Raw genomic sequence first — 21,294 nt, forward strand, 5'->3', positions numbered from 1 at the left:
GTCGAGTTAAGCCCAACTGCGGCCGACAAAAACCTCCCTCACCACCCAGGGCAATGTCCGGGAGAATATTGACCGGAGTATGGCCTAGGCCATCCGGCTATTTATTTTGGTCGGCCAGCCGGTTCAGTTGCGACTGAATCGAGGCGAGCTGTGTCTTCAGCTCCGAAATTTCCTCGGCCTGTTCGCGTGAAGCGGACTCTTTTTTTTCCGGGGCGGCCGCCGTGGGCATCAGCGGCTGGAAGCTGGTGAACGGCGCGAACATGTTCAGCGCGCGCTCGAAGATCGCCAGATTCTTCCGGGTCTGCTCCTGCATCGCCTCGACGGCGGCGCTGCCGAACGTGTTGGCGAATTGGTGCCGGTATTTTTCCTGCTCGCGGGTCAGCGTGTCGAGGCTGTATTCCAGATAGCTCGGCACCAGCCGTTCCATCGAATTGCCGTAGAAGCGGATGAGCTGTCGCAGGAAGCCGATCGGCAGCAGATTCTGGTTGCCCTTGCTTTCCTGCTCGACGATGATCTGCGTCAGGACCGAGTGCGTCAGATCTTCGCCTGTGCGGGCATCGTAAACGACGAAATCGCGCTCCGAGCGCACCATGCCGGCAAGGTCGTCCAGCGTCACATAGGTGCTCGTATCGGTATTGTACAAACGGCGATTGGCGTATTTCTTGATGACGATGGATGGCCGCTCGGGCTGGGCTTCCGCTTCGCGGTGGCCAGGGCTCTCGGAAAATCCATTGGCATATGACTGAGATTTCTCTGACATATCATTCATTCCTGCCGCCGGATGGTTGCACCGCACCAACGAGTAGCATGAGATTTGTGCAAAGCACTAGGGCTTTCGCAGTCTTTAGGGCGTCATCGGACCGATTGCGTCGATATTTGGTAGTTTAACGGAAAGCTTGTATCGCTTTTCACCATTAGGCACCATTTAACGATAAAAATCCAATCGGGAGCTGAGAACGGGTCAATCGACAGCGTTCGGGGCCAACAGAGGAGACCAATCTCGATGAGCAATCAAGAGGCAATCGTCATCGCGGCGGGCGCGCGCACACCCGTCGGCGCCTTCAACGGCTCCCTCGCCAATGTCCCGGCGCACGAGCTGGGGCGGACGGTGATCGTCGAGTTGATGAACCGCGCCAAGATCGACCCGAGCGCGGTTTCGGAAGTCATCCTCGGACAGGTGCTGACGGCGGCGCAGGGGCAGAATCCGGCACGGCAGGCCTCGATCAATGCCGGTCTGCCGATCGAGACGCCGGCCTGGCTCGTCAACATGGTTTGCGGCTCGGGGCTGCGCTCGGTGGCGCTCGGCTATCAGGCGATCAAGAACGGCGATTCCAGCATCGTCATCGCCGGCGGCCAGGAAAGCATGAGCCTGTCGCCGCATGCGTCCTATATCCGCCAGGGCCAGAAGATGGGCAATCTGGAAATGGTCGACACCATGATCAAGGACGGCCTCTGGGACGCCTTCAACGGCTATCACATGGGCACGACGGCGGAGAACGTCGCCCGCCAGTGGCAGATCACCCGCGAAGACCAGGACCGTTTCGCGCTCGGCTCGCAGAACAAGGCCGAGGCGGCCAAGAAGGCGGGCAAGTTCAAGGACGAGATCGTCTCCGTCACCATCAAGGGCCGCAAGGGCGACGTCATCTTCTCCGAGGACGAATATATCCGCGACGGCGCCAAGCTCGAGGACATGAGCAAGCTGCGCCCGGCCTTCGATCCGAAAGAGGGCACGGTTACGGCGGCCAATGCCAGCGGGCTGAATGACGGCGCGGCGGGCGTGGTGTTGATGACGGCCTCCGAAGCCGAACGCCGGGGCCTCGAACCGCTCGCCCGCATCGTCTCCTGGGCGCAGGCGGGCGTCGATCCCTCCATCATGGGCACCGGCCCGATCCCGGCCTCGAAGAAGGCGCTTGAGAAGGCCGGCTGGTCGGCGGGCGAGCTCGACCTGATCGAAGCCAATGAAGCCTTCGCGGCGCAGGCCTGCGCGGTCAACAAGGGCATCGGCTGGGACCCGGACAAGGTCAATGTCAATGGCGGCGCCATCGCCATCGGCCATCCGATCGGCGCCTCGGGCGCCCGCGTGCTGATTACGCTGCTGCATGAGATGAAGAAGCGCGACGCCAAGAAAGGTCTCGCAACGCTCTGCATCGGCGGCGGCATGGGCATCGCCATGTGCGTGGCTCGCGACTGAGACTTTCGCGGACCCAATTCTGTCGTAAAAGCGCCCTGGTTTTTGCCGGGGCGTTTTTATAATTCGTGATAGAGTTGGCGTTACTGGGGAGAGCTTCGAGGGAGCGAGAGATGGGGGCAAGCATCGGCAGCCGCATCCCGGCGGCGACGTTCAACATCATGACGAAGACCGGTCCGGCGGAAATCACCACCGAGGACGTCTTCCGCGACCGCAGCGTGGTGCTGTTCGCCGTGCCCGGCGCTTTCACGCCGCCTTGCCATTTCCTTCACATTCCCGGCTACTTGGAGGAGTATGAGACCTTCCGCAATGCCGGCGTCGACACCGTCGCCTGCACCGCGGTCAACGACGCGTTCGTGCTCGACGTCTGGGCCGACGCAACCGACGCCAAGGGCAAGCTGGTGTTTCTCGCCGACGGCAACGCGGACTTCGTCACCGCCATGGGCATGCGGCTCGACGCCCGGGCGCTGGGCCTCGGCATCCGCTCGCGCCGCTATGCGCTGTGGGCGCAGGACGGGATCATCCGGGCGCTGAATGTCGAGGAAGACCCGACCGTCGCCGAAATGTCGAGCGCCCATATGATGCTTAAACTTTTCAGCGAGTGGAACGCCAGTGCATGAGGGTGCCCGCGAGGGCCGTTTCGGCGTCAAAGCAGTTGCCTGTGGCGGCCGAATCGGGGCGCTGAACAAAGATGATACTAAGGAGATATTGGCATGCCGAAGGTCGCAGTTGTAACGGGCGGGACGCGTGGCATCGGTTACGCGATCTCGATCGCCTTGAAGGATCGGGGCTTTCGCGTTGCGGCCAATTACGCCGGCAATGACAATGCGGCCCAGCAATTCCAGGCCGAGACGGGCATCCCCGTCTACCGCTGGGACGTCGGCGATTACGAAGCCTGCGCCACCGGCCTGAAGCGGGTCGCCAGCGACCTCGGCCCGATCGATGTGGTGGTGAACAATGCCGGCATCACCAAGGATGCCATGCTGCACAAGATGACGCCGGAGATGTGGAACGAGGTCATCCGCATCGATCTGGGCTCCATGTTCAACATGACCCAGCCCGTCATCGAGGGGATGCGCAACCGCAATTGGGGCCGCATCATCAACATCACCTCGATCAACGGCCAGAAAGGCCAGATGGGGCAGACCAACTATTCGGCGGCCAAGGCGGGCGTCATCGGCTTCACCAAGGCGCTGGCGATGGAGACGGCGAAGAAGGGCGTCACCGTCAACTGCGTCGCGCCGGGCTATATCGACACCGAGATGGTGCAGGCGGTGCCGGAGAAGGTGCTGGAGAGCATCGTCGCGCAGATCCCGGTCGGCCGGCTCGGCACCTGCACCGAGATCGCGCGCTGCGTCACCTTCCTCGCCAGCGATGAGGCCGGCTTCATCACCGGCTCGACGCTGACGGCCAATGGCGGCCAGTATATTGCGGGCTGAGCCGATTTCCGGCAGAACAGGCGCCTGACCCTAGCCAGGCGCGCGTTCTTCCCGGATTTTCGATGCGGAATTCTTCGGCACAGTCTTGCGAGTTTCCCCGCGCCATCGGGCGGAGCGCGGCATGAGCCGCCGTACCGCCGCGACGCTGCTCGGCCTGCTCGCCGTGCTGCTCTGGGCGACGCTGGCACCGATGACGGTGCTGACGTCGGGCGTGCCGCCCTTGCAACTGGTGGCGACGAGCTTTTCCATCGGCGCGCTGATCGGTCTCGCCTATCTGATCGCGCGCCCCGATGCCCGGGCCGAACTGCGTCAGGTGACCTGGGCCTCGACGCTGCTCGGCGTCGGCGGGCTCTTGGGCTTCCATTTCTTCTACTTCCTCTCGCTGACCCTGGCGCCGCCGCTCGAAGCCAATCTGGTGAACTATCTCTGGCCCTTGCTGATCGTGCTGTTCTCCGCCTTGCTGCCGAATGCCGATGGACGGCTGCGCGCGCATCACCTGATCGGCGCGCTCGCCGCCTTCGCGGGCGCTCTGCTCGCCATCACCACGGGCGCCGCGCTGCCGACGCTGAATTCAGGCGCGCTGGCGGGCTACGGCGTCGCGCTGCTCTCGGCGCTGACCTGGGCGGGCTATTCCGTGCTGTCGCGGCTTTTCGCGGCCGTGCCGAGCAGCGCGGTGACGCTCTATTGCGCGGTCACTGCGGCGGCGGCGGCGCTGGCTCACTTCGCCTTCGAGCCGACGACGTGGCCGCTGAGCCCGGTGCAGGCTGTCGCCATCATCGCCTTGGGCCTCGGTCCGGTCGGCCTTGCCTTTTATGTCTGGGATCATGGGTGCAAGCATGGCGACCTGCGCGTACTCGGCGCCTCGGCCTATTTCGCGCCGCTGCTCTCGACGGTGCTGCTGGTCGCCTTCGGGCTAGCGGAGGGGAGTCCGGTCTTGTGGCTGGCGGCGGCAGCGATCACCGGCGGTGCGCTGCTCGCCTCCAAGGACATGCTGTACTCACGCCGCCAAATGCTGGCGTCGGACGTCTAGCTTTCGGGGCTCCGACACGGACCCCAATGTCATCCCCGCGAAAGCGGGTATCCAGTCCTTTCGGAGTTCACTGGTGTGCTCTGCCTGCGAGTTACCGCTGTGGCGTACTGGATTCCGATCTTGGCGGGAATGACGAGGGAAGCGCCGTCGGTCACGCCCCGCTCTTCACGCAGCTCTTCTCCAGCGCTTCCCACGCCTCAAAATACTTCTTCCCGTCATCCGAACTGGGATCGATGTCGACATCCAGCGAGGTGACCTTGTCGAAATCGTCGCCGAGCGCATCGGACTTCGCCGCGGCTTCGCTGTTCAGCGCCTTGGCCTGAGCCTGGTCCTTCTTCTCGATCGCCGCATCGGCCTTGATCAGCAGCGCCTGCATTTCGCAATAGGCTTTCAGCTTGGCATCGTCCTTCTGGATCTGGGCGAGCACGGTCGTTGCCGCGGCGAGATTGGCGTCGTCCGCGATGGCGGGGGTGGCGAAAGCGGCGAGGATGGCGGTGGTGATCAATGCTCTCATAGGTCTCTCCAAAGTCTGGCATCGCGGCTCCGGGTCCGCGCGGGCGATGGCGTCTCGGCCGGGCCGATTCGCGCTTCACCCCTTATGGCCTAGGGCGTCTGAGCGGCCGATGAATGGCAGTTTCGGGATTTTTTCAGCTTGGCAATGGCCGGTACGGCGCTTAAGCAATGTCATTTACGGATGAAGGCCGCCATGAAGACGCAAGAACCTCGCACCATCTATCTGAAGGATTACCGCCCGGCGCCCTATCTGATCGATGAGACCGCGCTCGACATCAAGCTGCAGCCGAACGCGGCGGAGGTTGCGTCGCGCCTGTCCATGCGTCCGAACCCGGCCTATGGCGGCAAGCCGGGTCCGTTGGTGCTGGACGGCGAGAAGCTGAAGCTCCTCAGCGTCGCGATCGACGGCAAGGCGCTGCCCGAAAGCGCTTACGAGGTAAGGGATGCGGGCCTTGCCATCACCAGCCCGCCGGACGAGCCTTTCATTCTCGAAATCACCTCCGTCTGCGATCCTGAGGCGAACAAGGCGCTGTCGGGCCTCTACCGCTCCGGCACGCTGTATTGCACCCAGTGCGAGCCGGAAGGCTTTCGCCGCATCACCTATTACCTCGACCGCCCCGACGTGCTGTCGCGCTTCCGCGTGCGCATCGAGGGCGACCTGAAGGACACGCCGGTTTTGCTCTCCAACGGCAATCTCGTCGAGGAGGGGAAGCTGCCGCGCGGCCGCCATTTCGCGGTCTGGGACGATCCATTTCCGAAGCCGTCCTATCTGTTCGCCCTGGTCGGCGGCAAGCTCGGCCATGTGGCGGACAGCTTCACCACCAAATCGGGCCGCAAGGTCGAGCTGCGCGTCTATTGCGAGCCGGGCAAGGAAGACCGCTGCGGCTGGGCGATGGAAAGCCTGAAGCGCTCGATGAAGTGGGACGAGGACCGCTTTGGCCTCGAATATGATCTCGACATCTTCATGATCGTCGCAGTGAGCGACTTCAACATGGGGGCGATGGAGAACAAGGGCCTCAACATCTTCAACGACAAGCTGATCCTGGCCAGCCCCGACACCGCCACCGACGGCGAATACGAGGCCATCGAAGCCGTCATCGGCCATGAATATTTCCACAATTGGACCGGCAACCGCATCACCTGCCGCGACTGGTTCCAGCTCTGCCTGAAGGAAGGGCTGACCGTTTTCCGCGATGCCGAATTCACCTCGGACCTGCGCTCGCGCGGCGTCAAGCGCATCCAGGACGTCTGGGCGCTCCGGACGCAGCAATTCGCCGAGGATGGCGGCCCGCTTGCCCATCCGGTGCGTCCGGAAAGCTTTATCGAGATCAACAACTTTTACACCCGCACGGTCTACGAAAAGGGCGCCGAGCTGTGCGGCATGATCATGACCATCGTCGGCCCGAAAGGCTTCCGAAAAGGCATCGACCTCTATTTCAAGCGCCATGACGGCACGGCGGCGACGGTGGAGGATTTCATCGCCGCCATGGCCGACGCCAACAAGACCGATCTCAGCCAGTTCATGCTCTGGTATTCGCAGGCCGGCACGCCCGAGCTGACCTGCCGCATCACCTATTCCGAGGACAGCAAGACCGCGCGCCTGACCGTCAAGCAGGAGCAGAGGCCGACGCCCGGCCAGCCCAAGAAGAAGCCGCTGCACATCCCGTTCAAGATGGGCCTGCTGAATAGCAAGGGTAAGGATTTCGCGCTGAAGCTTGAGGACGGCACGGCGGTGAAAGACGGCGTGCTGCACCTGCGCAAGCGCTCGGAAAGCTTCACCTTCACCGGCATCGGCGAACGGCCCGTCGCCTCGCTGCTGCGCGGCTTTTCGGCCCCGGTGAAGCTGGAAGCCAATATCGGCGACCGCGACCTGGAATTCCTGATCGCCCATGACAGCGACCAGTTCAACCGCTGGCAGTCGGCACAGACGCTGGCCATGAAGGCGCTGATCGCCATGACGGCGTCGGTCCGGGCCGGCGAGAAGCCGAGGCCGTCGCAGCGTTTCGCCAAGGCGCTGGCGCTGCTCGTCGCGGATGAAAGTCTCGAGCCGCATTTCCGCGCCGCCATGCTGATGATCCCGAGCGCCCGCGACATTGCGCTCGCAATCGGCACCGATATCGATCCGGAGGCCATCTACCAGGCCCGCCGCGCCTTCCGCGAAAGCCTCGGTAAGGCGCTGAAGTCCGAGCTGGAAACCGTTTACGAGGCGCATGCGGTCGCAGGCGACTATTCCCCGGACGCTGCCAGCGCGGGCAAGCGCGCGCTGCGCAACGCGGCTTTGAGCCTGCTGACGGTCGCAGGCGGCCGTTCCTCCGTGCCGCGCCTGCGCGACCATTACAAGCAGGCGACCAACATGACGGACGCCATGGCGGCGCTGGAACTGTTCGGCGAGGTCGACGCCCCGGCGCGCGAGGCGGTGCTGCAATCCTTCTACAAGCGCTGGCGCAAGGACCCGCTGGTGCTCGACAAATGGTTTTCCACCCAGGCGCGCTCGCCCATGCACGGCACGGCGGAATTCGTCGCCGAGCTGACGCGCCATCCGCAATTCTCGATGAAGAACCCGAACCGCGTGCGCGCCGTGATCGCCGCTTTCGCGGGCGGCAATCAGCTTCAGTTCAATGCCGCCGATGGCAAGGGCTACAAGCTCGTCGCCGATGCCGTGCTGGAGCTGGACGGCTTCAATTCGCTGATGGCGGCGCGGCTGCTCGGCAATTTCGAGATGTGGCGGATGCTGGAGCCCACGCGCCAGAAGGCCGCGCGCAAACAGCTCGAACGGGTCGCCGCCGCGAAGAATCTGTCGCGCGACGTGTTCGAGATCGCCGGCAAGATGCTGAAAGATCCGGAGAACTAGGGCTGGGTTTGCGGCGCCGAACACGCCGCGAACTCAAGCGCCTCGCTCATTTCATGGCCCCGGCCGTAAGAGCCGGGGCCACTCGCCTCTCCCCTGCCGTAGCGCCCGCTGATGGGCCATTGGGTCCCGGCTCGCCGCTGCGCGCCGTCCGGGACGACGAAATGGCAATGACTTGATCTTGCCCCGACCTTTCCTGCCGAAACAAAGACGACCGGCTTAGCCATTCAAAATCATGCGCGAATCTGCGCAGAGTGGAGGATCGACAACTCCTCGAAAGATCGCGCGTCCCGACCAAAGCCATGCTGGAGGCCACGCCCCGTCCCGACATGCCGATATCGCGGCGCGCCAGCCTCGCGAATGGCGCGTTGTTGCGGGCCCGCTCGGCGCTGGGCCTCGCGACCTGCACCCTCCTGGCCAGCGCCTCGCCCGCCTCAGCCTTCGACTTCGACCGCATCCCCAGCGACCTCATCGCCGCGACCCTCGTCGGCGGCTTCCTCGGCGCCATGATCGCCTTTGTCGCGACGCGCGGGCGCAACGCCGTCCTCCTGCGCTCCGCGCTTGAACTGCGCGACGGCACCGAACTGCTGCTGCGCGACGGCGGCTCGGCACTGCTCTACTGGAACCTCGTCAAGGGCGAGCTGTGCTGGTCGGAATCGCTGTTCGCCATGCTCGGGCGCAAGCTGCCGGAGGGGCGCATGCCCTATCGCGACATGCGCGAGCTGCTGCATCCGGAAGACGACCTCTACCAGATCGTCGACAACCATATTCGCAGCGGCGCGGACGACGTGCGCACCTGCTTCCGCCTGCGCGGCGGCGATGATGGCGGCTGGCTCTGGTTCGATCTGCGCGGCCGCATCCGCCGCCCGCTGCTGAACGGCCCGCCCATCCTCGTCGCCGTCGTCACCGACGTCACCAGCGAGCGCGAGCAGCAGATCGAGAATGTCGACACCGCCGCGCGCCTGCGCGACTCCATCGAGGCGATCTCGGAAGCCTTCGTGCTCTGGGACAACCAGGACCGGCTCGTCGTCTGCAACCGCAAATTCAAGGCGATCTACAAGATCCCCAACCGGCTGCTGGCGCCCGGCACGCCCTATAAGGACATCGCCCTGGCGGCGCGGGAGAAATTGCTGCAAGGCCCGCGCACCCTCGAGGGCGACGCCAAGCGCGGGACCAGCGCCTATGAGGCCGAGGCCAGCGAGGACATCTGGCTGCATATTGGCGAGCGGCGGACCGAGGATGGCGGTTTCGTCAGCGTCGGCACCGACATCACCGCGCTGAAACTGAGCGAGCAACAGCTTTCCGAGCGCGAAATGGAGCTGCAAGCGACCGTCGCCGACCTCCAGGCTTCCCGCGTCAAACAGGACGCCCAGACCCGCCAGCTTTTCGAGCTGACCAACAAATACGCCGCCGAAAAAGAGCGCGCCGAGACCGCCAACCGCGCCAAATCCGAATTCCTCGCCAATATCAGCCACGAATTGCGCACGCCGCTGAATGCCATCATCGGCTTTTCCGAGATGATGCACCGGCAGATTTTCGGGCCGATCGGGCAGAGCAAATATGTCGAATACGCCCGCGATATCGAGCAAAGCGGTCAATATCTGCTGGAAGTCATTAACGATATTCTCGATATGTCCAAGATCGAGGCCGGCCGCATGGCGCTCGCCATCGAGACCGTGAATATCAGCGATATCGCCGCCGAGAGCATGCGCGTGGTGCAGCAGACGGCGCAGCAGCGCAATATCCGCCTGCAAACCATCGGCAGTTCCGGCATCGAATTCTCCGGCGACCGGCGCGCGTTGAAGCAGGTGCTGATCAATCTTTTGTCCAACGCGGTGAAATTCACCCCCGTCGGCGGCGATGTGACCATCCGCACCTATCGCTATCGCGGTTCGGTGCGCATCGCCATCGCCGATACCGGCGTCGGCATCCCCCGCCATGAGATCGCCAAACTCGGACGGCCCTTTGAGCAGGTGGAGAACCAATTCACCAAGGGCCATCGCGGCACCGGCCTCGGCCTTGCCATCTCGCGCTCGATCCTTGAACTCCATAATGGCCGGCTCGAAATCAAGAGCCGGATCGGCGAAGGCACGACCGTGACTTGCATTCTTCCGTCCAACCAGGACGCAAGAGGGCTGGACAGCGAGGCCGCTTGATTGCATGGTCCGCCGCTAGCATTTCCCAGGAATATTGCTCCGGCGCGATCGAAGCCTGTTTTTCTCCGGAAATGCACCTAAGTAAAAAGTAAGAGATTGCGAGGGCTTGCCATGAATTACCGGGTGCCGACCAGCGATGCGGTCAAGGCGCAGCCTGCGCGGATTTCCGAAATTCTCACCCGTCTTGCCGCCCAGGGCGACCGCGAAAGCATCGGCGTCGGCGAGATCGTCGATGCGCTCAGCGATAGAAGCTTCGGCATCATCATCATTCTGTTTGCGCTGCCCAACACCATTCTGCCGATCGCCTGGGTGCTCGGCACGCCGATCCTGATCTTTTCGATCCAGATGGCCATGGGGCAGCAAAAGCCCTGGCTGCCCGAATTCATGCGCCGCCAGCAGCTCGACCGGGAGACGTTTACCAAGGCGATCAACTATGTCGTGCGCTATCTCACCAAGATCGAAAGTTTATTGAAGCCGCGCCTGACCTTTCTGACCTCCAGCGGCATGGAGCGCGCCATCGGCGTCTGGCTGACGATTTTGACCATCGTGCTGCTGGTGCCGGTGCCTTTCGGCAATGCGCTGCCTTCGTTCGGCATCGCCATCATCGCCGCCGGCCTGCTGGAAAGGGACGGGCTCGCCATCATCGTCGGCTCGCTGATCGGCATTTTGGGCACGGTCTACGTCATCGCGCTGGTGGGCGGCGTCCTCGCGGCCGCAAGGGCGATTTTCGGCTTCTGATCGCGGGGCCGCGCTGCTAAGGGGACCCGTATGGGGAAAACGCTGCCGCGCCTGCGCATCCTCCACGCCGCCGATGGCTGGACACCCGAATTCGCACGCCATTTCAAGCCGTATTATGACGGCATCCTGGCGCGCGAGATCACCGATCCCGACATGCGCGAGAGCGCGGAGCGCTTGAAGCAGCTTTCCGATCCGCGCGGCTTCGGGCGGCGCGAGCCTTGGGGCTTTGTCAGCCTGGCGCTGGTGCCGCAGGGGCGTGGCTGGAAGGTCGGCGGCGGCATCTGCTATGAATGGTATCGCGGCGGACGCGGCGCGCTGGTGACTTACATCATGGTCGCGCCGCACATGCGCCGCCGGGGCCTGGCCCAACGCCTGATGCAGATCGCCTTCCAGCAATTGCGCAAGATTTCCCATCTCCATCCCGGCACGACGCTGCCCCTCTTTGCCGAGACGGAAATCGTCGATGCTGCCGCTCCCGCGCATGAGCAGGAGGCCGCCGCAAAGCGCTTCTCCGCACTGGCGGGGATCGGCTTCAAATCGCTGGATTTCCCCTATGTCCAGCCGCCGCTTTCACCCGGCAAGGCGCATGTGCGCAATCTCACCCTGATGGCCTATTCTCCCGGCGACGCCGAGGTGATGGACGCCGCCGTAATCGGCCGTTTCCTGAATAGCTTCTACCGCGCGCTGGTCGGCGAGCGCCTGGATAGGGATGAACCCTGCCAGCGCGTTCTCGCGCATTTGAAGAGCGTCAAATCGGTTGCCCTGAAGCCCTTAATTTTGCATAACGCGCGCATGAGTCAGGGCAAGGGGAACGGGCGCGATGAACGAAGAGGCACGCTGGCTTAACGACGACCGCTTCCTCAATCTGGCGGGAAGCGCCTCCATCACCCTGACCTTCGCGCTCGACCTGTTCGGCGGCAAGGACCGCTACCGCTCCATCGATGTCGAGCGGCTGAAAGACGCCATCGAGGCGCAGAAGCCGGAGATCTACGCGCATTCGATCAAGCCCTGCGCTTCTTTCTTCGACGACATCCTCAACGCCCGCTCCGAGGCGACCAGCCAGCAGATCACCTTTCTCCTGAACAGCACGGCCTCGCCCGCGGTTAACGTCGAGCTGCCGGCGAGCTTCGATTTCACCGCCGAGGGCGAGCGCTTCCACATCGACCGCCGCCACCGCTCCGCCGCGCCCTTGCGGCTGGAGCTGCGCGAGGCGGCGACTTTGTTCTCGAACGGGCTGATGTTCCTGAACGCCACCTTTGTTTTCCCGCAATCCGACAAGCCGGAGGAAAGCGGCAGCGAATATGACCTGTTCACGCTGCAAAAACTCGTCGCGCCGACCGAGGAATGCGGCTATCTGCGCGACACCATCGGTTTCAGCGATGCACAGGTGACGACGCGCAACCTCGCTGCTTTCCTCGAAGCGCGGCTGCGCAAGGCCATCGCCACCGAGGGCACTACGGCCAACGAGATTTTCAAGCACCGGCTGGAGCGCGACGGCATCGCCATCCCGGCAATCTCATGGTCCGCGCTGCATTCGGGGGCGGCTTTCTTCAACAGCGACGAGGTGTTCAACGCCGTCGAAGCCTTCGTCGCCGATGAGAACGCGCCGGCGACCGACCATCTGCGGCTGATGGCCGGGCTCCTGCAGAACATCGCCGATTTCCGCCGCCAGGATGATTCCGAAGTCCGGGAATCGCTGCGCCCGATCCGCAAGGACGGCGTGTTGTCGATCTACTGCCATCCGAAATTCCTGGCCGAGCTGAATCTTGGCTCGCGCACCTATGCGCAGGCGCGCGGCACGCTCGGCACCTGCCCCTATTTCTATCTGGTCCAGGTTTTCGCCGCCTATCGCGAGAAGCTGGCGGAGACGCTGGACGACTATATGCAGCGCATCGCCTATGGCGCGCGCTCGAATGTCGTCGTCAACAACCGCTATATGAAGGACCATGTCGACCTGCTGGCCTATCTCGATGCCCCCTTGACGGGCGCGGGCGGCGAGATCGTCCGGAAATTCGCCAAGATCCGGCTCGGGCTATTCCGCGATTTCTTTTCGCGCATGCCGCCCAATACCTTCCGCTACGAAAACGAGAAGGTGACGCTCGACAATATTCTCGACGCGCGCGGCGTTCAGGACCGCATCGATGCGGGGCTCGCCATGTTCGCCGAGCACGAGAAATGCGTGAAGGACATCCACGCTTTCGGCGAGCACAATGCCGAGAAGCAGATCAGCCGCTTCCTGCTGATCCTCGCTGTGCTCGGCGTGGTCGAGGTCTGCTCCAGCATCAGCCAGCTCTTGGGCAACGAGCAGACGGCGATCAATCACGCCTTGCGCAGCACCGCCTATATCGTCGCCGCCTTCGGCACCGGCTATTTGCTGGTCCGCCTCGCCATGCTGCTCGGCTCGGTCGCCCGCGTCTTCCTGCGCTGCCGCTCCTCCGAACGCGGCGGTCCCGCCTTCGACGGCTGACGCCCCGCGGCGCGCGGGAGGGACCGCCCTTCTTTGTCATCCCCGCGAAGGCTGCGGCGTACCGGGTTCCCGCTTTCGCGGGAATGACAAAAAGGGGAGGCGTCGGCGCGCGACGTTTCCGCCGAAGCCAGCCCTCTCCCAGCGGGGGCGGGAACTAAGCCGCAACGGGGTCAGGCGCCGCGCCTTAAACCGCGCTCGGCGCCGGCGCTTGCTCCACCGACGGCGCGGGCTTGCCGCGGCGGCGGAGCTTGTCGAGGAAGATGTAGATCACCGGCGTCGTGTAGACGGTCAGCACTTGCGACACGGCGAGGCCGCCGATGATGGTCAGCCCGAGCGGGATGCGCAGTTCCGAGCCGGGGCCGGTCGCCAGGATCAGCGGCAGCGCGCCCAGCATGGCGGCGAGCGTCGTCATCAGGATCGGGCGGAAACGGTCGTGGCAGGCATGGCGGATCGCCTCCTCGCCGGTCAGGCCGCGCGAGCGCTCCGCTTCCAGCGCGAAATCGACCAGCATGATGCCGTTCTTCTTGACGATGCCGATCAAGAGGATGATGCCGATCAGCGCGATCAGCGATAGTTCGCTCCCCGTGGCGTGCAGGATCAGCAGCGCGCCGAGCCCGGCCGAGGGCAGGGTGGAGAGGATCGTCAGCGGGTGGACGAGATCTTCATAAAGAATGCCGAGCACGAGATAGACGGTGATCAGCGCGGCAAGGATCAGGAGCGGCTGCTGCGTGCCCTGCTGCGACTGCGTGGCGGTGTCGCCGGCGAGCTGGACCCGGATCGTCCCGGGCATGCGGAGCTTGTTCAGCGCCTCCATGATGCCGTCGACGGCGCCTTCCAGGGTCTCATTTTCCTTCAGGTTGAAGCTGATGGTGACGGCCGGAAACTGGTTCTGATGGTTGACCACCAGCGGCGCCGATGACGTGGTGATGGTGGCGAAGGCCGAGATCGGCACTTCGGCGCCGCGGCTGCTGGTGACGAAGATGCGCGCGAGGCCGTCGAGGCTGCGCTGCAATTTCGGGTCGGCTTCGAGGATGACACGATATTGGTTGCGGTCGCCGTAGATGGTCGAGACTTCGCGCTCGCTGAAGGCGTTGTTCAGCGCCGAATTCACCGCCCGCATGGAGACGCCGAGATGGGCGGCGCGGTCGCGGTCGATCTGGATGAAGGCTTGCGGGCCGCCGGCCTCGCGGTCGGAATTGACGTCGGTGATGGATGGCACGGTGCGCGCGGCGGCGAGCGCCTTCGGCGTCCATTCGGCGAGCGTGGCGAGATCCGTACTCCACAGCGTCACCTGATAGTTCGAGCGCGAGGAGCGCGCGCCGGTGCGGATCGAGGTCGGCGAGTTCAGCGAGACTTCGGCGCCGGTGACAACGCGCGTTGCACGGCGCAGCCGCTCGATCACCTCCTGGGTCGTTGCCTCGCGCTCCTCATGCGGCTTCAGCGTCACGAAGAAGCGGCCCTGATTGTTGGCGCCGAAGCCCGACGTGCCGCCGATCGAGGCGCCGACGCTGACGACATCGGGGTCCTTGCGGATGATATCGGTGACCTGATGGTGCAGCCTGCTGATGGTCTCGAAGGAAACATCGGGCTCGGCGCGCGTCGAGCCCATGATCAGCGTTTCCTCGCCGCTCGGAATGAGGCCCTTGGGCAGCACGAAGAAGGTCATCACCGTAAGGGCGAGCACGACGAAGGTCGTCATCAGCATCAGGAAGCGGTGCGCGAGCGCCCAGTCCAGCGAGCGTTCATAGAGTGCGCTGAGCCGTTCCAGCACCGGCTCGATGCGGCGGTCGAGCCAGGTTTCGCGCGGCTGCGGCAGGCGGCGCATGAAGCGGCCGCAGATCATCGGCGTCAGGGTGAGCGAGATCACCGCCGAGATAATGATGGAGAAGGCGAGCGTCCAGCCGAATTCGCCCAGGATGCGGCCGAGCACGCCGGGCATGAACAGCAGCGGGATGAAGGCGGCGATCAGCGAGATGCTGATCGAGACGATGGTGAAGCCGATCTGCTTGGCGCCTGCCATCGCCGCCTCGACGGGGCGCAGCCCGGCCTGCATGTTGCGGTAGCAATTCTCGATCATGACGATGGCGTCATCGACGACGAAGCCGACCGAAATCGTCAGCGCCAGCAGCGAGATGTTGTCGAGGCTGAAGCCGGCGAACCACATCAGGATCACCGTTCCGGCGAGCGACAGAGGCACCGAGATCATCGCGGCAAAGGTCGGCACCAGCCGGCGCAGAAAGACGAACACGACGAGCGTAACCAGCGCGATGCTGGCGCTCAGCGTGATTTCGAGATCCTTGATGCTGGTGCGGATGCCGGTCGTGCGGTCGGACATGACGGAGATGTTCATGTCCGGCGGGATCAGCGCCTTCAGCTCGGGCAGCATCGCGTTGATCGCATCGACCGTCTCGACGATATTGCCCTCCGCCGTCTTCTGGATGATGAGGATGACGGCCGGGTCCTTGTTGAACCAGCCGTCGCTGAGGCGGCTCGACCGGCTCTGCTCGATCTTGGCGATATCGCCCAGCCGGACGACGATGCCGTTCTGGTTCTTCAGCACGATCGAGGCGTAGTCCGCAACGGTGCGGAGCTGGCCACCGGTCGAGACGACGAAGGATTTCTCCGGCCCGTCGATCTGGCCGAGCGGCAGAAGCGCATTGGCATCCGAGATCGCGGCGCGCACATCCTCGAGTCCGATGCCGCGCGCGTTCAGAGCCGCCGGCTCGACCGTCACCCGGATGGCGGGCTGCTGCGAGCCGCCGAGCTGCACTTCGGCAACGCCGGGGACGCTCGCCAGTCGCGTCGCGAGGACGAGGTCGGCGATGTCGTAAATATCCTCCGGCTTCCGGATCGGCGAGGTGACGGCGAGGATCAGGATCGGCGTCGCGGAGGGGTTGGATTTGCGCACGGTCGGGCGGCGGCTGAGATTGCCGGGCAGGTCGGCCTGGGCGCCGTTGATGGCGGCCTGCACGTCGCGCGCGGCATCCTCGATGTCGCGGCTCAGCTCGAATTGCACCGACACGTTGGACGAGCCGAGGCGGCTTGTCGAGGTCAGCTCGGTGATGCCGGAGATCTCGCCGATGCGGCGCTCGAGCGGCGCGGCGACGGTCGCGGCCATGGTTTCGGGATCGGCGCCGGGCTGGCTGGCGCGCACCGAGAGCGTCGGCAGATCGACATTGGGCAGATTGGCGACCGGCAGGTCCTCATAGGCGACGATGCCGGCAATGAAGAGGCCAATGGCGAGCAATACGGTTCCGACCGGCCGCCGGATGAAGGGCGCCGAGATGTTCATCGCGCCTCCGGGCTCCGCGCGGGCTCCAGCGTCTCGCCGCCGCCGCCGAGATCATGCGGCAATTGTTCGAAGCCGGTCTCGCCGCCGACACGCCTGACGATGCGCTCGCGCAGCCGCTCCATGGCCAGATAGATGACGGGCGTGGTGTAGAGCGTCAGAAGCTGGCTCAGCAGCAGGCCGCCGATGATGGTGATGCCGAGCGGGACGCGCAGCTCCGCGCCGGGGCCATGGCCGAGCGCCAGCGGGATCGCCCCGAACAAGGCGGCGAAGGTCGTCATCATGATCGGGCGGAAGCGCAACAGGCAGGCTTCGCGGATGGCGTCATAGGCGGACATGCCGCGCTCGCGTTCGGCGTCGAGCGCGAAGTCGATCATGATGATGGCGTTCTTCTTGACGATGCCCATCAGCAGGATGACGCCGATCAGCGCCACGAAGGTGAATTCGAGGCCGTAGAATTCCAGCGCCAGCAGCGCGCCGATGCCGGCCGACGGCAGCGTCGAGAGAATGGTCAGCGGGTGGATGAAGCTCTCATAGAGCACGCCGAGCACGATATAGATGACGATCAGCGCGGCCAGGATCAGATAGGGCTGGCTTTGCAGCGATGAGTTGAATTCCTCCACCGCGCCTTCGAAGCTGCCGCTGATCGAGGAGGGCAGGCCGATCGAGGCGGAGGTTTGCCGGATGGCGGCGACGGCCTGGTCGAGCGAGGTGCCGCGCGCGAGATTGAAGCTGATCGTCGCCGCCGGGAATTGCTGCAGCCGGTGGACGGCGAGCGGCCGCGTCGTGCGCTCGATGGTGGCGAAGGAGGAGAGCGGGATCTGGCCGGTGCGCCGCGCCGCATCCTGATTGACGCCGGTCGAGCCGTTCGAGCCGGTGGAGGCCGTCGCCGTGGTCGTACTCGCGCCTGTGCTCAGCGACGCGCCGGGCACGAACAGCCTTTCAAGCGCCGACGGATCGGTCTGGAAGGCCGGATCGGCTTCGAGCACGACGCGATATTGGTTCGACTGGCCGTAGATGGTGGAAACCTGACGCTGGCCGAAGGCATTGTAGAGCGCATTGTTGACGTCCTGCATGGAGACGCCGAGCCGCCCCGCCGCCACCCGGTCGACATTGACGACGAGGGCGAGGCCGCCTTCCTGCAGATCGGTGGAGACCTGCCGCAGCTCGGGCCGGGCCTTCAGCGCCGCCAGCATCCGCCCCGCCCATTCCGAGAAATCGGCCGGATCGGTGCTCGACAGCACATATTGATATTGGGTGCGGCTCTTGCGCGTGCCGATCTGGATGTCCTGCACCACCTGGAAATAGCTGGCGATGCCACGCACCCGCCGCGCCCCCCTGGTCAGGCGCCTGACGATCTCGTCGGCGGTCGCCTCGCGGTCCGATTTCGGCTTCAGCGTCACGGCGAAATGGCCGATATTGGGCGCGCTGTTGGTCGCGCCGACGCCGACGATGGAGACGACGCCGAGGACGTCCGGATCGCGCCGGATGACGGCCTCGACCTGGTTCTGCAGGCTCTGCAGCTTCTCGAAGGAGACATCCGCCCCGGCCTGGGTCTCGACGGTCAGGAAGCCGGTATCCTGGTCCGGCAGAAAGCCTTTCGGGATGGCGAGATAGAGCATCACCGTCAGCACGAAGGTTGCGGCGGCGACGATCAGCGTCAGCCCCTGGAAGCGCAGCACGACATCCAGTGTAACGCGGTAGAAGGTCGCCATGGCGTCGAGTGGGGCTTCCAGCACGCGGGCGATCAGCGTCGGGCGCTCATGGCCGGTATGCGGGCGCAACAGACGCGCGCACATCATCGGCGTCAGCGTCAGCGAGACGATGGCGGAGACGACGACGGCGATGGTCAGGGTCAGCGCGAATTCCTGGAACAGCCGCCCGACGATGCCGGTCATGAACAGAAGCGGGATGAACACCGCGATCAGCGACACCGTCAGCGAGATGATGGTGAAGCCGATTTCGCCCGCGCCCTTGAAGGCCGCCTCCATCGGCGACAGGCCCTTCTCGATATAGCGGACGATGTTTTCGATCATCACGATGGCGTCGTCGACGACGAAGCCGGTGGCGATGGTCAGCGCCATCAGCGAGAGATTGTCGAGGCTGAAGCCGGCATACCACATCAGCCCGAAGGCCGAGGCGAGCGACAAGGGCAGGGTGATGCCGGCGACGATGGTCGCCGCCCAGGTGCGCAGGAAGATCAGCACCACCATGATGACGAGGCCGATGCTGAGAACGAGCGTGAACTGCACTTCCGCGACCGAGGCGCGGATGGTCGCCGTGCGCTCGGCGACGATCTGGGTGCGGATGCCGGCCGGCAGGCCGCGCTCGAGTTCGGGCAGCATCGCCTTGATTCGGTCGACCGTGTCGACGATGTTGGCGCCCGGCTGGCGCTGCACGTCGATGACGATGGCCTGGGTGCCGTTATAGCGGCCCGAGGCGCGGACATTTTCGAGGCCCGAGACGATCTTGGCGACGTCCTTGAGCAGAATAGGCGCGCCGTTCGAATAGGCGACGACGACGTTCTTGTAGCTCTCGGCGTCCTCCAATTGATCGTTGGCGCCGATCGTATAGGCGCGCGCCGCGCCGTTCAGCGTGCCCTTGGCGCCGGTGACATTGGCGTCGGCGATGGCGGTGCGCAGCGTCTCCATGCTGATGCCGTAGGAAGCGAGCCGCGACAGGTCGGCCTGGATGCGCACGGCGGGGCGCATATTGCCCTGCACGGTGACATGGCCGACGCCGCTCACCTGACTGAGGCGCGGCGTCATGTAGGTGTCGCCGAAATCGCTGAGCGTCTCCATCGAGACATTGTTCGAGGTCAGCGCTATGGTGATGATCGGCGGGTCGGACGGGTTGACCTTGGCGTAGGTCGGCGGATAGGGCAGGCCGTCCGGCAGGTCGCCCTCGGCGGCGCTGATGGCGGATTGCACGTCCTGGCCGGCCGCGTTGATGTCGCGGTCGAGGGCGAATTGCAGCGTCACTTGGCTCAGGCCATGCGAACTGGTCGAGGCCATCGAGGTCAGCGCGGTGATCTGGCCGAGCTGGCGCTCCAGCGGCGCGGTGACGAGCGCGGCCATGGTGTCGGAGCTGGCGCCGGGGAGCTGGGTGGTGACCTGGATCACCGGGAAATCGACCTGCGGCAGCGAAGAAATCGGCAGGTTGATATAAGCGAGGATGCTCGAAAGCAGGACGGCCACCGCCAGCAGCGATGTCGCGACCGGCCGTGCGATGAAAGGCGAGGATACGCTCATTGCGCCGGACCGCCCTCGCGCTGGGCGGCCTTGGCTTCCGGATTGGCGCCGGTCGCGTCGCCCCCCTGCGGCTGTTCGCTCGATGTCGGGCCGGGCGCGGCGGGCTTGGCGCCGTCGCCCTGGCCGTCCTGATTGCGGCGGCGGCGGCGCTCGCCATTCGGCGCGGCATTCTCGGCGGGCGCGTTCGGGTCGGCGATGCTGACCTTGGAGCCGTCCTGCAGATTGGAGAAGCCCGAGGTCGCCACCTTCTCGCCCGGCTGGATGCCCTTGCCGATCACGGTCAGGTCCTCGCCTTCCTGGGCGACTTCGACCGGCACCAGCTTGACCCTGTCCTCCGGCTCGATGCGGTAGACGAAGCGTCCGGCCGCGCCCTGCTGCACGGCGGCGGAGGGGACGACGGTCGCATTGGTCAGCGTCTTCAGATGCAGGCGGATATTGACGAACTGGCCCGGCCAGAGGCCGAGCGCCTCATTCGGGAAGGTGCCCTTCATGCGCACCGTGCCGGTATTCTGGTCGATACGGTTGTCGATCACGTCGAGCGCGCCGGTGCCGACGATCTTGCCGCCGACGCTCGCCTCGAGCGCGACCGGGCCGGCCGCCTTCGATTGGATCAGCTCGCCGACATAGGTCTCGGGCAGGGTGAAGACGACGGAGATCGGCTGGATCTGGGTGATGACGACGATGCCGCCAGTATCGCCGGCCGAGACCAGATTGCCGACATCGACCTCGCGCAGGCCGGTGCGGCCGGCCATCGGCGCGACGATGGTGGTGCGGTCGAGATCGGTCTTGGCGTTGTCGATGACGCCCTGGTCCTGGCGGATCAGCGCCTCGGTCTGGGCGACCAGCGCCTTCTGCGTGTCGGCCTGCTGCTGCGAGCTGTAATTGGCCTTGGCGAGCGATTCATAGCGCACGAGATCGGCGCGCTGATTGGCGAGCGAGGCCTGATCCTGCGCCTTCTTGGCGACGGCCTGGTCATAGGCGGCCTGGTAGGTGGCCGGATCGATGCGGGCGAGCACGTCGCCCTGTTTCACATTCTGCCCCTCGGTGAAGCCGACCTCGATCAGCCGGCCGCTGACTTCCGCGCGCACCGTTGCCGTGTTGAAGGCCTGCACCGTGCCGACGCCGTGCAGATAGATCGGCACATTCTCGGTCTTGGCCGCTTCGGCGAGGATCGATACCGCGCGGTTCGGGTCCGAGGATCTGCGGCCACGCCGTCCGCCGCCGCCGCCACCGCCGCGTCCGTTCTCGGCGCTTTCGCCCGGCGGCTTGGGGAAGATCTTGTCCTTATAAATGAACGCGACGGCCGCAGCCGTCACAAGGATAAGGATCAGGGCAGGCAGAATTCTTTTCACGGCAAAAGCGCCTCAATCTTTAA

14 protein-coding genes are annotated in these 21,294 nt (G+C 64.7%); 9 read left to right on the forward strand and 5 right to left on the reverse strand.

Annotation, left to right across the window (positions count from 1 at the left end):
• Positions 1 to 97 precede the first annotated feature (97 nt).
• Complete coding sequence (phaR, locus tag BLEFHOIH_RS14290) at positions 98 to 760, reverse strand: polyhydroxyalkanoate synthesis repressor PhaR (protein WP_088346583.1); 663 nt, start codon at positions 758 to 760, stop codon at positions 98 to 100.
• Positions 761 to 1,003: 243 nt separating this feature from the next.
• Here phaR and BLEFHOIH_RS14295 point away from each other — a divergent pair, with 243 nt between their 5' ends.
• The 4 genes from BLEFHOIH_RS14295 to BLEFHOIH_RS14310 all read left to right on the forward strand — a co-directional run bounded on the left by BLEFHOIH_RS14295 (position 1,004) and on the right by BLEFHOIH_RS14310 (position 4,657).
• A complete protein-coding gene (locus tag BLEFHOIH_RS14295; protein WP_088346585.1) occupies positions 1,004 to 2,191 on the forward strand; it encodes an acetyl-CoA C-acetyltransferase in 1,188 nt (395 codons plus the stop codon).
• Between the two features lie 110 nt (positions 2,192 to 2,301).
• Positions 2,302 to 2,808, forward strand: a complete 507-nt coding sequence (locus BLEFHOIH_RS14300; protein WP_088346587.1) for a peroxiredoxin — start codon at positions 2,302 to 2,304, stop codon at positions 2,806 to 2,808.
• Positions 2,809 to 2,901: 93 nt separating this feature from the next.
• Positions 2,902 to 3,627: an acetoacetyl-CoA reductase gene (gene phbB, locus BLEFHOIH_RS14305; RefSeq protein WP_088346589.1), complete on the forward strand. Its 726-nt coding sequence runs from the start codon at positions 2,902 to 2,904 to the stop codon at positions 3,625 to 3,627.
• A 121-nt stretch (positions 3,628 to 3,748) separates the two neighbouring features.
• Complete coding sequence (locus BLEFHOIH_RS14310; protein WP_088346591.1) at positions 3,749 to 4,657, forward strand: EamA family transporter; 909 nt, start codon at positions 3,749 to 3,751, stop codon at positions 4,655 to 4,657.
• 151 nt (positions 4,658 to 4,808) lie between these two features.
• Here BLEFHOIH_RS14310 and BLEFHOIH_RS14315 read toward each other — a convergent pair whose 3' ends face one another.
• The gene (locus BLEFHOIH_RS14315) at positions 4,809 to 5,171 is read right to left on the reverse strand and encodes a hypothetical protein (RefSeq protein ID WP_125461714.1); all 363 of its coding nucleotides are present in this window, start codon (positions 5,169 to 5,171) and stop codon (positions 4,809 to 4,811) included.
• A gap of 192 nt (positions 5,172 to 5,363) precedes the next feature.
• On the opposite strand from BLEFHOIH_RS14315, the gene pepN reads away from it, so the two are divergent.
• From pepN to BLEFHOIH_RS14340, 5 genes are all read left to right on the forward strand, one after another.
• Complete coding sequence (gene pepN / locus BLEFHOIH_RS14320; RefSeq protein ID WP_088346619.1) at positions 5,364 to 8,021, forward strand: aminopeptidase N; 2,658 nt, start codon at positions 5,364 to 5,366, stop codon at positions 8,019 to 8,021.
• Between the two features lie 299 nt (positions 8,022 to 8,320).
• Complete coding sequence (locus BLEFHOIH_RS14325; protein WP_088346595.1) at positions 8,321 to 10,174, forward strand: PAS domain-containing sensor histidine kinase; 1,854 nt, start codon at positions 8,321 to 8,323, stop codon at positions 10,172 to 10,174.
• Positions 10,175 to 10,285: 111 nt separating this feature from the next.
• On the forward strand, positions 10,286 to 10,912 hold the full coding sequence (locus BLEFHOIH_RS14330; RefSeq protein WP_088346597.1) for an exopolysaccharide biosynthesis protein: 627 nt from the start codon (positions 10,286 to 10,288) through the stop codon (positions 10,910 to 10,912).
• 30 nt (positions 10,913 to 10,942) lie between these two features.
• Positions 10,943 to 11,758, forward strand: a complete 816-nt coding sequence (locus BLEFHOIH_RS14335; protein WP_088346599.1) for a GNAT family N-acetyltransferase — start codon at positions 10,943 to 10,945, stop codon at positions 11,756 to 11,758.
• Positions 11,733 to 13,379 carry a hypothetical protein gene (locus BLEFHOIH_RS14340; RefSeq protein WP_088346601.1) on the forward strand — a complete coding sequence of 549 codons (1,647 nt, stop codon included), beginning with the start codon at positions 11,733 to 11,735 and terminating at the stop codon, positions 13,377 to 13,379. Before BLEFHOIH_RS14335 ends, BLEFHOIH_RS14340 begins: the two co-directional genes overlap by 26 nt.
• 184 nt (positions 13,380 to 13,563) lie before the next feature.
• On the opposite strand, the gene BLEFHOIH_RS14345 is transcribed toward BLEFHOIH_RS14340, so the two are convergent.
• The 3 genes from BLEFHOIH_RS14345 to BLEFHOIH_RS14355 are packed head-to-tail and all read right to left on the reverse strand — an operon-like array spanning position 13,564 to position 21,271.
• Positions 13,564 to 16,671 carry an efflux RND transporter permease subunit gene (locus BLEFHOIH_RS14345; protein WP_088346603.1) on the reverse strand — a complete coding sequence of 1,036 codons (3,108 nt, stop codon included), beginning with the start codon at positions 16,669 to 16,671 and terminating at the stop codon, positions 13,564 to 13,566.
• Positions 16,668 to 19,919 carry an efflux RND transporter permease subunit gene (locus BLEFHOIH_RS14350; RefSeq protein WP_088346605.1) on the reverse strand — a complete coding sequence of 1,084 codons (3,252 nt, stop codon included), beginning with the start codon at positions 19,917 to 19,919 and terminating at the stop codon, positions 16,668 to 16,670. The genes BLEFHOIH_RS14345 and BLEFHOIH_RS14350 overlap by 4 nt, the downstream gene beginning before the upstream one ends.
• The gene (locus tag BLEFHOIH_RS14355) at positions 19,916 to 21,271 is read right to left on the reverse strand and encodes an efflux RND transporter periplasmic adaptor subunit (protein ID WP_088346607.1); all 1,356 of its coding nucleotides are present in this window, start codon (positions 21,269 to 21,271) and stop codon (positions 19,916 to 19,918) included. The genes BLEFHOIH_RS14350 and BLEFHOIH_RS14355 overlap by 4 nt, the downstream gene beginning before the upstream one ends.
• Between the last annotated feature and the right edge of the window lie 23 nt (positions 21,272 to 21,294).

The organism is Rhodomicrobium sp. R_RK_3, assembly GCF_002198715.1.
Lineage (GTDB): Bacteria > Pseudomonadota > Alphaproteobacteria > Rhizobiales > Rhodomicrobiaceae > R-RK-3.

Coding starts and splice junctions, on each gene's coding strand:
- phbB (WP_088346589.1), top strand. CDS start 2,902: ATGCCGAAGGTCGCAGTTGTAACGGGCGGGACGCGTGGCATCGGTTAC.
- BLEFHOIH_RS14295 (WP_088346585.1), top strand. CDS start 1,004: ATGAGCAATCAAGAGGCAATCGTCATCGCGGCGGGCGCGCGCACACCC.
- BLEFHOIH_RS14300 (WP_088346587.1), top strand. CDS start 2,302: ATGGGGGCAAGCATCGGCAGCCGCATCCCGGCGGCGACGTTCAACATC.
- BLEFHOIH_RS14340 (WP_088346601.1), top strand. CDS start 11,733: ATGAACGAAGAGGCACGCTGGCTTAACGACGACCGCTTCCTCAATCTG.
- BLEFHOIH_RS14315 (WP_125461714.1), bottom strand. CDS start 5,171: ATGAGAGCATTGATCACCACCGCCATCCTCGCCGCTTTCGCCACCCCC.
- BLEFHOIH_RS14310 (WP_088346591.1), top strand. CDS start 3,749: ATGAGCCGCCGTACCGCCGCGACGCTGCTCGGCCTGCTCGCCGTGCTG.
- BLEFHOIH_RS14335 (WP_088346599.1), top strand. CDS start 10,943: ATGGGGAAAACGCTGCCGCGCCTGCGCATCCTCCACGCCGCCGATGGC.
- BLEFHOIH_RS14350 (WP_088346605.1), bottom strand. CDS start 19,919: ATGAGCGTATCCTCGCCTTTCATCGCACGGCCGGTCGCGACATCGCTG.
- BLEFHOIH_RS14325 (WP_088346595.1), top strand. CDS start 8,321: ATGCTGGAGGCCACGCCCCGTCCCGACATGCCGATATCGCGGCGCGCC.
- BLEFHOIH_RS14345 (WP_088346603.1), bottom strand. CDS start 16,671: ATGAACATCTCGGCGCCCTTCATCCGGCGGCCGGTCGGAACCGTATTG.
- pepN (WP_088346619.1), top strand. CDS start 5,364: ATGAAGACGCAAGAACCTCGCACCATCTATCTGAAGGATTACCGCCCG.
- phaR (WP_088346583.1), bottom strand. CDS start 760: ATGTCAGAGAAATCTCAGTCATATGCCAATGGATTTTCCGAGAGCCCT.
- BLEFHOIH_RS14330 (WP_088346597.1), top strand. CDS start 10,286: ATGAATTACCGGGTGCCGACCAGCGATGCGGTCAAGGCGCAGCCTGCG.